Raw genomic sequence first — 14,359 nt, 5'->3', positions numbered from 1 at the left:
TCCCCGCGCCATGGTGAGTATCCGCCCATGAGCACCGTCGTCCGCCCAGCCCGTCTTTGGTGGCGCACCTCCTAAAGAGGTGGCCGGTGCGATTTATTCTCCCAAAATCGTCTGAGGTCGCCACGCAGTGCGGCGGCCTGATCGTTTGTCCTGTGTGGCGTTTCCTCGGCAAGTTTCGTAAGAGGACGACATGAACAGGACAGTCTTTGCGCTCCCGGCTCGAAGCGAATACGTGACCCGCGCAGGTCTCGCGATCACGCGCGTGGCGGAGCAATTTACCGGCGGCGCCAACAGGCTCGACGATCTCGTCAGCCTGCTCGATCGTCGCCGCGGCGTGGTGCTGTCCTCCGGCACGACCGTGCCGGGCCGCTATGAGAGCTTCGACCTCGGCTTCTCCGACCCGCCGCTCAAGCTCGAAACGACCGGCGTCAACTTCAAGCTGGAAGCGCTGAACGAGCGAGGGCAGGTGCTGATCGCCTTCCTCGCGGAGGTGCTGCTAGAACCCTGCGTGGTCATCTCCGAGAAGACCGCCTCGCGGCTGTCAGGCCATATCATCCGCGGCGACGCGCCGGTCGAGGAAGACCAGCGCACGCGGCGCGCCAGCGTGATGTCGCTGGTGCGCGACATCGTCGCCGCATTCTCCGCCAATGACGACGGGCTGCTCGGCCTGTTCGGTGCCTTCGCCTATGACCTGGTGTTCCAGATCGAGGATCTCGTGCAGAAGCGCCCGCGCGAGCAGGACCAGCGCGACATCGTGCTCTACGTGCCCGATCGCCTGCTGGCCTATGACCGCGCCACCGGCCGCGGCGTGGTGCTGACCTACGATTTCGCCTGGAAGGGCAAGTCCACCGCAGGCCTGCCGCACGAAACGGCCGAAAGCCCGTATCAGAAGACGCCGCGCCAGGGCTTTGCCGATCACGCGCCCGGCGAATACCAAGCCACCGTCGAGACCGCGCGCGCGGCCTTCGCCCGCGGCGATCTGTTCGAGGCGGTGCCGGGCCAGCTGTTCGCCGAGCCCTGCGAGCGCTCGCCTGCCGAAGTGTTCCAGCGGCTTTGCATCATCAACCCGTCGCCCTACGGCGCGCTGATGAATCTCGGCGAGGGCGAGTTTCTCGTCTCGGCTTCGCCGGAGATGTTCGTGCGCTCCGACGGACGCCGCGTCGAGACCTGCCCGATCTCCGGCACCATCGCGCGCGGCACCGATGCGATCGGCGACGCCGAGCAGATCCGCCAGCTCCTGAATTCGGAGAAGGACGAGTTCGAGCTCAACATGTGCACGGACGTCGACCGCAACGACAAGGCCCGCGTCTGCGTCCCCGGCACGATCAAGGTGCTGGCGCGGCGGCAGATCGAGACCTACTCAAAGCTGTTCCACACCGTCGATCATGTCGAGGGCATGCTGCGCCCCGGCTTCGACGCGCTCGACGCCTTCCTCACTCACGCGTGGGCCGTCACCGTCACCGGCGCGCCAAAACTCTGGGCGATGCAGTTCGTCGAGGATCACGAACGTTCGCCGCGGCGCTGGTATGCCGGCGCGATCGGCGCTGTGAACTTCGACGGCAGCATCAACACCGGCCTCACCATCCGCACCATCCGCATGAAGGACGGTCTCGCCGAAGTCCGCGTCGGTGCCACCTGTCTGTTTGACTCCGATCCCGCCGCGGAAGACCGCGAATGCCAGGTCAAGGCCGCGGCGCTGTTCCAGGCGCTCCGCGGCGATCCGCCGAAGCCGCTGTCGGCCTTTGCGCCCGACGCCACGGGTTCGGGCAAGCGGGTGCTGCTGATCGACCACGACGACAGTTTCGTGCACATGCTCGCCGACTATTTCCGCCAGGTCGGCGCCAGCGTCACCGTGGTCCGGCATGTGCATGCGCTCGACATGCTCAAGCAGAAGAGGTGGGACCTGCTGGTGCTGTCGCCCGGCCCCGGTCGCCCCGAAGATTTTGGAATTAAGAAGACCATCGATGCGGCGCTCGAGAACAAGCTGCCGGTGTTCGGAGTTTGCCTCGGCGTGCAGGCGATCGGCGAATATTTCGGCGGCGAGCTCGGGCAGCTCACGCATCCCGCCCATGGCCGGCCCTCGCGGGTGCAGGTGCGCGGCGGGCGCTTGATGCGCAATCTGCCGAACGAGATCGTCATCGGCCGTTATCACTCGCTCTTCGTCGAGCGCGACAGCATGCCGGAGGTGTTGAGTGTCACCGCCAGCACCGAGGACGGCGTCGCCATGGCGCTCGAGCACAAGACCCTGCCGGTCGCGGGCGTGCAATTCCACCCGGAATCGCTGATGTCGCTCGGCAACGAGGTGGGCTTGCGTATCGTCGAGAATGCGTTCCGGCTCGATGCGCCGGTCAATTGAGAGGCACGAATGACCTTTGATCTGAAGGCGAGCGTCCGCACCATCCCCGACTATCCCAAGCCGGGGATCATGTTCCGAGACATCACCACCTTGCTCGCGGATGCACGCGCGTTCCGCCGCGCGGTGGACGAGCTCGTCAATCCCTGGGCCGGCAACAAGATTGACAAGGTCGCCGGCATGGAAGCGCGCGGCTTCATCATCGGCGGCGCGGTGGCGCACCAGCTCTCGGCCGGCTTCGTTCCGATCCGCAAGAAAGGCAAGCTGCCGCACACCACCGTGCGCATCGCCTATTCGTTGGAATACGGCATCGACGAGATGGAGATGCATGTGGACGCCATCTCGCCCGGCGAGCGCGTGATCCTGGTCGACGACCTCATCGCCACCGGCGGCACCGCAGAAGGCGCGGTGAAGCTGCTGCGCCAGATCGGCGCCAATGTCGTCGCGGCCTGCTTCATCATCGACTTGCCCGATCTCGGCGGCGCCGCCAAGCTGCGTGCCATGGACGTGCCGGTGCGCACGCTGATGACGTTCGAGGGGCACTGAGAGCGTCAGATCGCCTCGGCCTTCAGCTCGGCCCGCCAGTGCAGCATGCGTTCCTTCAGGAGCGCGTTCCTGACATAGGCGTTCTCCTCGTCTTCCAGGCGCTCACATTCGCCAAACGTAAGTCCCGCCTCGCCATGCGCGCTCCAGGCGGCCTGAAGGCTGCGGCAGGCGTGGTTGCCCTGGCGCAGCGAGAACCAGATGCGGTTCTGGATCGTTTCGAGGTTCGGCGCCTGGCCGACCCAGGCCTCGCTCGAGGCCGCGCAGCGGATGACGAAGATGCCCGCGATGGTCTTCCGCTCCTTGTAGGCGGCGATGGCTGCTTTTCGGTCAATGCTCACGGGGAAGACCTTGTTGAAGGACACGATGGGCGTCCTCCATAAACGCGGTCTGGCGCGCAGTCAATAATATCCGGGTAAAATTATCGCCTACGACCGCTGCAGGATCAGGCTGAGCTCGAGCTCGCGGAAGGCGAGGTAGTTGCGCCGAATCCACTGGTGGAGCTCGGTCGAGGAATCCTTCTCCTGGCGAAGGTAGCCGGTGAAGGAGAAGTTCAGCCGGTCGATATAGGTCTTCAGGAAGCCGGGCAGCGCCGGCAGGCGGAACACCCGTCCGGCCGCCATGGCAGCCGGCAGCTCGCCGCGCACGATGTGCTCGTTGTCCACCGTGATCAGGTTCATCCGCGGGATCTGGTCGCGCAGCATCTCATGGGCCCGAGCCGAGGCGCGGTCGGTGTCCGCCATGAACAGGATCATCGGCGCGACGTGGCGGCGTGCCGCCTCCTTGAGCAGGCCGATCTCGTCGGTCATCTTGAAGAACTCGTCGAAGGCGTGGAAGCCGAGGTCGATCACCTTGGCAAGGCCATCATCGAGGATGACGCGGTCCATCAGCTGCATCTTGCCGAACGTGTCGATCACATCGGCCGTTTCGGTGACCTTCGGCAGGAAGTCGAGCAGCGACGGCTCCTTCAGATTGACATCGAAGGCCGCGACGTCGCCGTTCTTGAGCAGCAGAAACTCGGTCAGAAGCCGCGCCAGCAGCGTCTTGCCGACCTGCGGGCGGGGCGAACAGATGATGTAGAGGGGCGTCGCGGGCATCGACAGCTATATCTGCGCGGATTCACCGCTCAATCCAGCCGCATCCGCCCGGCTTTCGCAACTATTTTTCGCTGTTGCGGCCGGGCTTCGCACCGACGATATCGGTCAGGTGGATCCGGTCGAATTCACTCCAGACGTTCGCAAGCCAGTGCCGGACATAACCGCGCAGCACGAACGAGTAGTTCGCGGCTTCGTCGTGAATGCCCTTGTTGGCGACGAATTTCAGGAACGGAACGGACGATACCTCGACCTGTTCATAGGCCATCTCGTTGAGCTTGGGGATGGTCAGCTCGGTCGCGTCCTTGATGCGGTTGAAATACGATTGGTAGGTCGCCTGGTCCCATTGGAAGAACTGGGTGTCGTTGATGAAGTTCTTCACCAGGAAATATTTCGCGCCGCCCATGAAGCCCGCGGTCTCGGCGATCTCGTCCAGCGAGGCGATCGAGGGGCCGAGGATGTGGAACACCGCGAAGGTGATCTGGCCAGCCTTGGCGGCGTCGAGAAAACCGATGTCGCGCAGCGAGGCGAGCGCCGGCGAGAGCAGGCCGGCGCGGACGTCGATCACGGTGACCGACGGGCTCGTCGCGTTGAGCGTGTCGAAGATCTTCATCTGATCGGCCGTCGTCGTCATGTCGACGATCTCGGTGATGTCAGGGTGGAAGCGCTTCAGCGTTCCGCGCGGCGACTCCGTGTCGAACGCGCGCGTCGGCACGTTGTTGGCGGAAAAATAATCGAGCAAGGTGCGCGATACTGTGGTCTTGCCGACCCCGCCCTTGTCCGCGCCCACCACAACCACTGCCGGCTTTGCCATTGCTGTCCCCTCACGTGCCCTCCGATCGCAGCTGCAACCGGCCGGGCCCCAAATCGATATCCCGAGTCTGCTGTTGGGCGCGAACATGGCAGAAACAAGGGAGAATTCAAATCTCTGGCAGCCGGCTCCGGCAATTCCCGGAGTTTTTCTGAAGTCCCGCAAAACCCGCCGCACGCGGCGGTAAATCACGCGCTCAATGGCGACCCCAGGGGCCCATGGGATCGATTGGGCGTCCCGCTGCGGTTCCGGCCGGGCTGGGTGCGGGCACGGGCGGTGGACTGGCCGAGCCGCCAGCATCGTTCCACGGTCCGTTCGCCACCGGCGGCGGGGCATCGGGCTGGTCGGCGTCCTGCTCCGGCTCTTCGGTTTCGTCGCCGGGCGGCGGCAGCGGGCCGGGATCGCGGCCACCGGCGAACTTGACCAGCGCGTCAACGCGGGATTGCACTGACGGATGAGTCGCGAACAAATCGGCAAAGCCCTCGCGCGGATTGTCGACGCACAGCTCCATCACCGCCGAGGTCGCGCCCGGCAGCTCGCCGCGGTTCTCGATCTTGCGCAGCGCCGAGATCATGGCGTCGGGATCTTTCGTCAGCTCGACCGAGCCGGCGTCGGCGAGATATTCGCGCGACCTCGACAGCGCCAGCTTGACCACCTGCGACATCAGCCAGGCCACCACGATCAGCACGACCGCGATGATGATCACGATCACCGCGCCGCCCCCGGAGTTCTTGCTGTCGCTGCTGGACGAGGACGATCGCGACGACGACCCAGAGGACCACGAGCCGCCGGAGCTCCAGCTGAAATTGGTGAACAGGCGGAAGAACAATTCGCCGAAGAAGCCGACCACGCCGGCGATGATGACGGCGACGACCATCAACTGCACGTCGCCGTTCCTGATGTGGGTCAGCTCATGGCCCAGCACCGCCTCGATCTCCTTGTCATCAAGCGCATCGAGGAGGCCGGTGGTAACGGTGATCGAATATTGCCGCGGGTTGAGGCCGGTCGCGAACGCGTTCAGCGCCGGGCTCTCCATGATCTTCAGCTTTGGCATCGTGATGCCGCGCGAGATGCAGAGATTTTCGAGCAGATTGTAGAGCCGCGGCTCCTCCTGCCGGGTGACGTCGTGGCCGCCGGTGACGGCATCGATCATCGACTGGTGGAAGAAATAGGCGATCACGATCCAGACCGCCGCCACGATCGTCGCGACCGGCGCTGCGACTTTCAGATCATAGAACGCATGGCTCAGATAAAACGCAACGGTCTCGTTGCCGTCGATGACGACTTCGGCGACCAGCGCGCCGGCATAGACCAGCACATAGACCAGCGCGAACAGGCCGGCGAGCAGCAGCATCGAACGAAATTTGTTCGAGGCGATGTGCGTGTAGAGACCATACGCGGCCATGGCTGCTTCCGTTAGCTCCCGTCATTCCGGGGCAGGCCGCAGGCCTGAACCCGGAATCCAGAGCTTAGTGTCTCGGTCGAGCTTCCCGGTTCGCGTCTTCGACGCGCCCCGGAATGACGAAGGTGAGAGGTCGCTCACGCAGCAATCAGAACTTCACCTGCGGCGTCGCCTCGACCTCGGTGCGGCTGGCGCCGAGATCGAAGAAGTCCTTCTTGGTGAAGCCGAACATGCCGGCGAACAACGCGGCAGGCATCTGCTGGATGCCGGTGTTGTACTCCTGGACCGCGCTGTTGAAGAAGCGGCGGCTCGCCGCGATCTTGTTCTCGAGGTCGGAGAGCTCGGATGCGAGCTGCTGGAAATTGGCGTTGGCCTTGAGGTCGGGATAGGCCTCCGACAGCGCGATCAGCCGGCCGAGCGCGCCGGAGAGCTGGTTCTCGGCGGCGGAGACCTGCGCCGGGCCCTGCGCCGACATCGCCGAATTGCGCGCCTTGATGACGTCGTCGAGCGTGCCGCGCTCATGCGAGGCATAACCCTTCACGGTCTCGACCAGATTCGGGATCAGGTCGTGACGCTGCTTGAGCTGCACGTCGATATCGGCAAAGGCCTGGCTCACGCGCTGGCCCAGCGCCACCAGGCGGTTGTAGGCGCTGAACGCCAGGAACACGAGAACGACGATGACGCCGAGAACGATCCAGCCGGTCGACATGGAGAACTCCTGAAGGGGGAAGAAGGCGGGCGCAGCCTAGACCAAATTGGCGCGGAGCGAGAGCCCCGGCGCGGAGGAGAGGTCAGATTTGGTCGGCCCGGGAGCCATCCGAGTTCAAGGCTATAGCGCCGAGCGAGGTTAACTTTCGGCAATGACGGCATCGCCCCAGCGCCACCGGCGGGCGCTGGCATAGGCGGCCTTGCCGCGTCGCGGAATCCTGCTGAGCTCAACGCCGTGTTCGGTGCAGAGCTTGGCCGTGATCTCGGCCTTGCCGAGATCCGGCGGCGCCAGCACGCGCGAGGCGCGGCTCGCAGGCGCTGCACGGGTCAGGGCGACGTAGATGAAGCGTTCGTCCTCGAACGGCACGTCGGCGCCCTTGATCTGGCGGTGGGCCTGGGAGCGCGGCAGGCGCTGGCTGAAATGGCACCAGTCGGGCGCCGTGAGCGGGCAGGGCTTTTCGTGCGGGCACGGCGCAGCGACGTGGGCGCCCGCGGCGATCAGCTGTTGGCGCAGAGCGAGAATGCGGGCGGTGCCGGCGGGTGTGCCGGGCTCGATCACGACCAGCGCATGGCGTGCCTTGGCCCACATGGCTTCTGCGAGCTTGCGCTGGCCGGCCTCGCTGAGCTCGCCGATGACGTAGCTCGCAACGACCAGATCGGCTTGCGAGGCCTCGGCGAGGTTGCCGCCGGCGTCGCCCGGCAAGTAGCGGCAGTCGGCGAGGCGCGTACTGTCGCGCACCAGTTCGAGCGCGAGTCGGCTGAGCGTGGCATTGGCATCGAGCAGGGTGAAATCTTGCAGCGACGGAAAGGCCTCAGCGGCAGCCCAGCTTGCCGTGCCGGGGCCTGCGCCGACGTCGAGCAGTGTTTCCGGGGCAAGGTCCGGTGCAATCTCGGTCAGTGCATTGAGGCTTGCGGCCACCGCCGCGTAGGTCGCCGGCATCCGCGCCAGCGCGTAGGCGAGTGCATCGGCGTCCGACTTGATCGTGCCGGAGCCGCCGCCAGCCCGGTAAGTGGTCGAAATCTTCTGCGAGCGCTGCGCGGCATCCGTGCGCGAAAAGCCCTGGAGCTTGCCGTCGAGGGCGGCTTTCAGTTCAGGTGGAAGTGTGGGAGCAATCATCATTCGTGGTCATGCCCCGCGAAGGCGGGGCATCCAGTACTCCGAGACAGTGCCGTCAAAGCCGAGAGGGCGCGGCGTACTGGATCATCCGCTTTCGCGGATGATGACGTCAATGGGTGTGGCGCGACCGAGATCTCACGCCACGTTCTGGTCGAGAATGTCCACCGCCTCTGACAGGCTCACCGACACGAGCTGCGAGACGCCGCGCTCGGCCATGGTGACGCCGAACAGCCGGTTCATCCGCGCCATCGTGATCGGGTTGTGCGTGATGATGATGAAGCGGGTGTCGGTCGAGCTGGTCATCTCGTGCAGCAGGTTGCAGTACCGTTCGACGTTGTGGTCGTCGAGCGGCGCGTCGACTTCGTCCAGCACGCAGATCGGCGACGGGTTGGTGAGGAACACCGCGAAGATCAGCGCCATCGCGGTCAGTGCCTGCTCGCCGCCCGACAGCAGCGACAGTGTCTGCGGCTTCTTGCCCGGCGGCTTGGCGATGATCTCGAGGCCGGCTTCCAGCGGATCGTCGCTCTCGATCAGGTGCAGCGCCGCCTCGCCGCCGCCGAACAGCTCGACGAACAGGCGCTTGAAGTGGTTGTTGACGACCTCGAACGAGGTCAACAGCCGCTCGCGCGCTTCCTTGTTGAGGCTCTGGATGCCCTGGCGCAGCCGCTTGATGGCTTCGACGAGGTCGTCGCGCTCGGTAACCAGACTCGTGTGCTGGGTCTCGACCTCGCGCAGCTCTTCCTCGGCGCGCAGGTTCACCGCGCCAAGGCGCTCGCGGTCGCGGCGCATCTTTTCGAGGTCTTCCTCGATGTCGTGCAGCGGCGGCAGCTCCGCGCCGGGCTCGATCTCGGCGAGGCCAGCGACGGCCTGCGGCTCGACTTCGAGCATGTCGCGGATCTCGCGCTCGATGTCCTCGAGCCGGCGCCGCGCGCCTTCCATGCGCTCCTCGGCGCGGGCGGTGGCCTCGCGCGAGCTGGAGAGTGCTTCCAGCGTCAGCTTGGCGACGCGATCGGTCTCCGCCATCGCGGCTTCCGCGGTGGCGAGCGCGTCGGCCGCCATACGGCGGTCGTTCTCGGCGTATTCGATCTCGGTGATCAGCGCGCTGCGCTTCTCGGCAAACACCTGCGGCGCGTTTTCGAGATCGCTACGCTCGATCGTGAGTTCGGCAATACGAGCCTGGATGGTGTCGATGTGAGAGGCCGCGCTCTCCTTGCGGTTCGCCCATTCGGTGCGCTCGGCGAGGATCGCCTGCACGCGGCGGTCGGCAAGCTCGGCCTCGCGCGCCAGCGCCTGCGCCTCGGCGCGGACCTGGGCGGCCATGCGGCGGTGGCCTTCGATGTCGCTGCGGACGGCGGCGAGGCGGGTCTCGGTGTCCTCGCTCGACGGCAGCTCGGTGATGCCGGCCTCGGCGTATTCGTAGGCGGCTTCGGCTTCGGCGCGGTCGGCGGCAAGGCGACTGTGCGCTTCCGACAGCGTCGCCTTGCGTGCGGCGTGACGGCTGATCTCGCGCTCGGCGGTGGCATGGCGCTCGCGCGCGACGTTCAGCTCGCGCTGCGCGGCGCGCCAGGCCTCACGCGAGGCGCCTTCGGTGCTGGCGGCCATCTGCAGTTCGGCTTCGGCATTCTCCAGCGCCTGACGCTTGATCTGCGCGTCGATGCGGGCCTGCTCAAGCTCGTTCTCGATGTCGACGAGGCGGGCGCGCTCGGCAAGCCGCCGTGCCGCGCCGGTCGGGGCGTGAGCGGCTGCGACAAAGCCGTCCCAGCGCCAGACGTCGCCCTCTGGCGAGACCAGCCGCTGGCCGGTCTTGAGCTGCGAGATCAGCTCGGCCCCGCGCTCGCGCGGCACCACGCCGATCTGCGCCAGACGGCGGGCCAGCTCGGTCGGTGCCTGCACATGGTTGGCGAGCGGTACGACGCCCTCGGGCAGCTCCGGATCACCCTCGGTGACACCGGCATTGGTCCAGCGCATCGGCGCCGACGGATCGACGGGTGCGTCGAGATCGTCGCCGAGCGCGGCGCCGATCGCCTTCTCGAAACCCTTGTCGACAGTGATGCCGTCGATGATCGGCGGCCACAAATTCTTGGTCTCGCCGTTGACGATCTTGGAGATCGTGCGCGCCTCGGTCTCGAGCCGCTGCACGCGCTTGTCGGCTTCGACGAGCGGCGAGCGCGAGGATTCCAGGGTCTGGCGGGCGGCGACGTGGGCGGCTTCGCTCGCCTGCGCGGCGGCCTCCGAAGCCGCCAGCGTCTGCTCCGCGTTTTCGACCGTCGCGGTCAGCTCGTCGAGAGCGCCGAAGCCTCCGGTCTCCTCGGCGAGCTTCTGCTCCTCGGCCGCGACGTTCGTGATTTCCTGGTCGAGCCGGGCGAGCTTGTCGCGGTGGGTGCGGACATTGGCTTCGAGCTGGTTGCGCTTGGCGGTGAGGTCGGCGAGCGCGGTGGTGAGCTCGGCGAACTGCTGCTCGGTTTCGGTCAGCGTTGCCTCGGCTTCCGCGACGCGCTCGTCGACGCCGGAACGCTTCTCGACGCGCGACTTGATCTCTTCCTTCAACTCGGCGTCTTCGGCGTCGAGCCGCTGCAGCGCGACGTCGGCGTCCATGGTTTGTTGCTGAGCACGGGAAATGTCGCCTTCGAACTGCGCCAGGCGGCGCTCGAGCTCGGCCACGCGTTCCTTGGCGCGCTCTTCCTCGCGGTCGAGCAGCTCGCGGGCATTGGTCAGGCGCTGCAGCCCGGCCGCGGCGCGCGCCTCGGCATCGCGCAGCGCCGGCATCTCGGTGGCGCGGATGGCCTGGATGCGGGCCGCCTCGGCCTGGTGGTGGGTGCGCTCGGCCATCTCGCGCACGGCGAGATCATGGGTCTGGCCGGATTCGCTGACGTCGGCATGGGCGCCGATCCAGCGCAGGTGGAACAGGGTTGCTTCGGCCTTGCGGACCTTGGCCGCGACCTCGCGATAGCGCACGGCCTGGCGGGCCTGCTTCTTCAGGCCTTCCATTTGCCCCGCGAGCTGGCCGATCACGTCCTCGACGCGGGTGAGGTTGGTTTCGGCGGCCTTGAGCCGCAACTCGGCCTCGTGGCGGCGGGCGTGCAGGCCGGCGACGCCGGCGGCGTCTTCCAGCACGCGGCGGCGCTGCTCGGGCTTGGCCTGGATGATCTCGCCGATCTTGCCCTGGTGGACCAGGGCGGGCGAGCGCGCGCCGGTGGCGGCGTCGGCGAACAGGATCTGCACGTCGCGGGCGCGCACGTCGCGGCCGTTGATGCGATAGACCGAGCCGGCCTCGCGCTCGATGCGGCGAGAGATTTCCAGAAGCTGGCTGTCGTTCATCGCCGCCGGCGCGGTGCGATCGGAATTGTCGATCGTCATCGTCACTTCGGCGTGGTTGCGCGCCGGACGGTTGCCGGAGCCTGCGAAGATCACCGCGTCCATGTCGGCGGCACGCAGCGACTTGTACGAGGTTTCGCCCATCGCCCAGCGCAGCGCTTCGACGAGATTCGACTTGCCGCAGCCGTTGGGGCCGACCACGCCGGTCAGGCCGGGCTCGATGACGAAGTCCGTGGCTTCAACGAAGGACTTGAAGCCGTGAAGGCGCAGGCGGGTGATTTTCATAAGCACGCATCTCTGTTGGCAGGCGCGAATCCCCCTGCCGGGACAATACCATGGAAGGCAATGTCGCTATCCGGGCGAGTCGCGCGAGGCGCCTCATGCGGCTGGACAATGGCCGCGGTGCGTTGCGAGGGCAACCGGCGAAAGCCGCTTTTCCCAAGGGATTTATGACGGGAAAGATACGGCTTTCGAGATGCGAATCAGGATCTTGACGAGCGAATCAGCTCTTCAGCAGCGGATTGATCTTCTTGGCGAATTCCTCGAACGAGGTCTCGCCCTTGATCTTCTCGCCGTTGATGAAGAAGGTCGGCGTCGAATCCACCTTCAGAACGTCGCTCGCATATTTCTGGTCGGCGGCGATCTTGTCGAGCAGCGCCTGGTCCTTCAGGCAGGCCTCGACCTGGCTCTGGGTGAGGCCGGCCTGCTTGCCGATCCGGGTCAGGGTCTCGGTGGTGTTCTTCAACACCCAGTCGTTCTGCTGGCGGAACAGCATGTCGGTGACGGCGAAGTATTTCGGCGCGTCGTCCTTGGCGATGCAGCGCGACAGCATCGAGCCGGCGGCGGCTTTGATGTCGAGCGGGAACTCGCGGAAGATGTAACGCACCTTGCCGGTGTCGATGTATTCCGACTTGATCTTGGGGAACACCTGCTCGTTGAACGCCGCGCAGTGCGGGCAGGTCATCGAGGCGAATTCGGTGATGGTGACGGCGGCGTCCTTCGACCCGAGCATCATGTCGGGCAGCGACACGGGCTTGGCGACGTCGCCAGCGGCCTGCGCCATCGCATCGGAGATCAAGCCCAGGGGGGACAGCCCGGCGAGCGCGGCAAGCCCGGTCAGCGACAGCATCGTGTTGAAGGCGCGGCGGGTGATGATCAAGGTCGGCTCCCGGATTGGCGTGGTCTCGCCCGAAGTTCCAGTTCAGGCGGCCTGTCGCTAGCTTGAAACGTGGTTTGTGGCAATGGCGCGCCGCAAGGACAGGTCCAGATTGACCGCAAAATGAGGCTCAATTTCGCTTGATAGCGGCCCCGAGCCGGGCCAGCGCCGTCTTCAGTTCTTCATCTTCGATGTCGCCCAGGCTCTCCGCCACCTTGGCGACCGCCTTGGGGTCCGGCGGGCCAGGGCGCTTCCGGGCCCGGGGCCGCGACAAGGGGGCTTGGCGGAAGGCCAGCTTGCCGACCGCGCTCCAGCCGAAGAAGCGGTTGACCCGCTCCAGGATCACGTCGGCCGAGTGCTGGATCTCCAGCGCCATCGGCCCTTCGACCCGCAGCACCAGCGTCGCCGGTTCCTGCGGCTGGCCCTCGACCGGCCGCGGCCATTGCATTTTGAGCGGCTCGGCATGGGCCGCGATCTCCGGCCCGGCAATCTGCGCCCACCGCGTCACCAGCTCGCGCGAGGCAAAGCCCTGCTTGGCGTAGGCCTCGGCAAAGACATCGTTGAGCAGGGTCGCCAGCGGCTTGGCGCTGATGGGGCCGGGCCTTGGAGGGAATCTGGACATGGACCCTTATAGCACTTCGGGGCGCGACCCACAGGCTCCTCGTCGTGAAGAAAGACGTGGATGCCAGGGACGAGCGCGGGCCTGACGTGGAGAGATCGGAGCGACATCGCTACAGTGTGAGCATGAGCCACAAATCCGCGCTGAAGGCGAAATCGGAACCCGGTCAGGCGGAGATCTCGTCGCGCCCGATCGCACTGCTCCAATGGTACGACCGCCACCGCCGCCGATTGCCGTGGCGGGCCGCTCCCGGCGAGACGTCGGACCCTTACCGCGTCTGGTTGTCGGAGATCATGCTCCAGCAGACCACCGTGAAGGCGGTCGGCCCCTATTTCGAGAAATTCGTCGCGCGCTGGCCCGAGGTCACCGCGCTGGGGCGGGCGTCGCAGGACGACGTGCTGCGGATGTGGGCCGGGCTCGGCTACTACTCGCGTGCGCGAAATCTCTACGCCTGTGCGGTCGCAGTGACGCGCGACCATGGCGGCGTGTTTCCCGACACCGAGGAGGGCCTGCGCGCGTTGCCGGGGATCGGGCCTTATACGGCCGCGGCGATTGCGGCGATCGCGTTCGATCGTCACACCATGCCGGTCGACGGCAATATCGAGCGCGTGGTGTCGCGGCTCTTTGCCGTCGAAGAAGAACTCCCGCAGGCAAAACCACTGATCCAGCAATTGGCGGCGACGCTGCTCGCCAACTCTCGCGCCGGCGACAGCGCGCAGGCGCTGATGGATCTGGGTTCGTCGATCTGCACGCCGAAGAAGCCGGCCTGCTCGCTGTGCCCACTGAACGAGGATTGTACCGCGCGTGCGCAGGGCACCCAGGAGAGCTTTCCGCGCAAGGCGCCGAAGAAGAGCGGGACGCTGCGACGGGGCGCGGCCTTTGTCGTCACGCGCGGTGACGAGCTGCTGGTTCGATCCCGTCCCGAAAAGGGCCTGCTCGGCGGCATGACGGAAGTGCCAGGCTCGGACTGGCTCGCCGGACAAGAGGATGCAACAGCGAAACAGCAGGCGCCGGCGTTGAAAGGGCTGTCGCGCTGGCAGCGCAAGGTGGGCGTCGTCACCCACGTCTTCACGCATTTTCCGCTGGAGCTGGTGGTCTACACGGCGAAGGCCGAGGCCCGCACCCGGGCACCCGCGGGCATGCGCTGGGTGCCGGTCGCGACCCTTGCCGGCGAAGCGCTGCCGAACGTCATGCGCAAGGTGATCGCGCACGCGCTGGACCTTTGATCGGACCCATCCTCC

Annotated in this window: 12 protein-coding genes; 3 read left to right on the top strand and 9 right to left on the bottom strand. The window is 66.2% G+C overall.

Features of this window, described 5'->3' with window-relative positions; genetic code table 11:
- Positions 1-190: 190 nt before the first annotated feature.
- Together F8237_RS07445 and F8237_RS07440 are read left to right on the top strand one after the other, a co-directional pair.
- Complete coding sequence (locus tag F8237_RS07445) at positions 191-2,356, top strand: anthranilate synthase component I (RefSeq protein ID WP_151643317.1); 2,166 nt, start codon at positions 191-193, stop codon at positions 2,354-2,356.
- Between the two features lie 9 nt (positions 2,357-2,365).
- Entirely contained in the window at positions 2,366-2,899 is a 534-nt protein-coding gene (locus F8237_RS07440; protein WP_151643315.1) for an adenine phosphoribosyltransferase, read from the top strand.
- A gap of 5 nt (positions 2,900-2,904) precedes the next feature.
- Here the strand turns inward: F8237_RS07440 and F8237_RS07435 are convergent, their stop codons facing one another.
- From F8237_RS07435 to F8237_RS07395, 9 genes are all read right to left on the bottom strand, one after another.
- Entirely contained in the window at positions 2,905-3,237 is a 333-nt protein-coding gene (locus F8237_RS07435; protein ID WP_151650479.1) for a GIY-YIG nuclease family protein, read from the bottom strand.
- A gap of 87 nt (positions 3,238-3,324) precedes the next feature.
- Positions 3,325-3,993 (bottom strand): hypothetical protein, encoded by a 669-nt coding sequence (locus F8237_RS07430; protein WP_151643313.1) that lies wholly within the window; start codon positions 3,991-3,993, stop codon positions 3,325-3,327.
- 61 nt (positions 3,994-4,054) lie between these two features.
- Positions 4,055-4,804, bottom strand: coding sequence for a P-loop NTPase family protein (locus F8237_RS07425; protein ID WP_015687960.1), 750 nt, complete (start codon positions 4,802-4,804; stop codon positions 4,055-4,057).
- A gap of 193 nt (positions 4,805-4,997) precedes the next feature.
- On the bottom strand, positions 4,998-6,206 hold the full coding sequence (locus F8237_RS07420; protein ID WP_151643311.1) for a M48 family metallopeptidase: 1,209 nt from the start codon (positions 6,204-6,206) through the stop codon (positions 4,998-5,000).
- A gap of 145 nt (positions 6,207-6,351) precedes the next feature.
- A complete protein-coding gene (locus tag F8237_RS07415) occupies positions 6,352-6,912 on the bottom strand; it encodes a LemA family protein (RefSeq protein ID WP_151643309.1) in 561 nt (186 codons plus the stop codon).
- Positions 6,913-7,050: 138 nt separating this feature from the next.
- Positions 7,051-8,031, bottom strand: coding sequence for a small ribosomal subunit Rsm22 family protein (locus F8237_RS07410; protein WP_151643307.1), 981 nt, complete (start codon positions 8,029-8,031; stop codon positions 7,051-7,053).
- Between the two features lie 132 nt (positions 8,032-8,163).
- Positions 8,164-11,628 (bottom strand): chromosome segregation protein SMC, encoded by a 3,465-nt coding sequence (gene smc / locus F8237_RS07405; RefSeq protein WP_151643305.1) that lies wholly within the window; start codon positions 11,626-11,628, stop codon positions 8,164-8,166.
- Between the two features lie 217 nt (positions 11,629-11,845).
- Complete coding sequence (locus F8237_RS07400; protein ID WP_151643303.1) at positions 11,846-12,502, bottom strand: DsbA family protein; 657 nt, start codon at positions 12,500-12,502, stop codon at positions 11,846-11,848.
- Positions 12,503-12,629: 127 nt separating this feature from the next.
- Positions 12,630-13,121, bottom strand: a complete 492-nt coding sequence (locus F8237_RS07395; protein ID WP_151643301.1) for a DUF721 domain-containing protein — start codon at positions 13,119-13,121, stop codon at positions 12,630-12,632.
- 122 nt (positions 13,122-13,243) lie between these two features.
- Here F8237_RS07395 and mutY point away from each other — a divergent pair, with 122 nt between their 5' ends.
- The gene (gene mutY / locus F8237_RS07390) at positions 13,244-14,344 is read left to right on the top strand and encodes an A/G-specific adenine glycosylase (RefSeq protein WP_162005917.1); all 1,101 of its coding nucleotides are present in this window, start codon (positions 13,244-13,246) and stop codon (positions 14,342-14,344) included.
- The last annotated feature ends 15 nt before the right edge of the window (positions 14,345-14,359 follow it).

It is taken from the genome of Bradyrhizobium betae (assembly GCF_008932115.1).
Lineage (GTDB): Bacteria > Pseudomonadota > Alphaproteobacteria > Rhizobiales > Xanthobacteraceae > Bradyrhizobium > Bradyrhizobium betae.
Note: the sequence above shows the minus strand (reverse complement) of the source record. Positions and strands in the feature narration are given on the sequence as shown.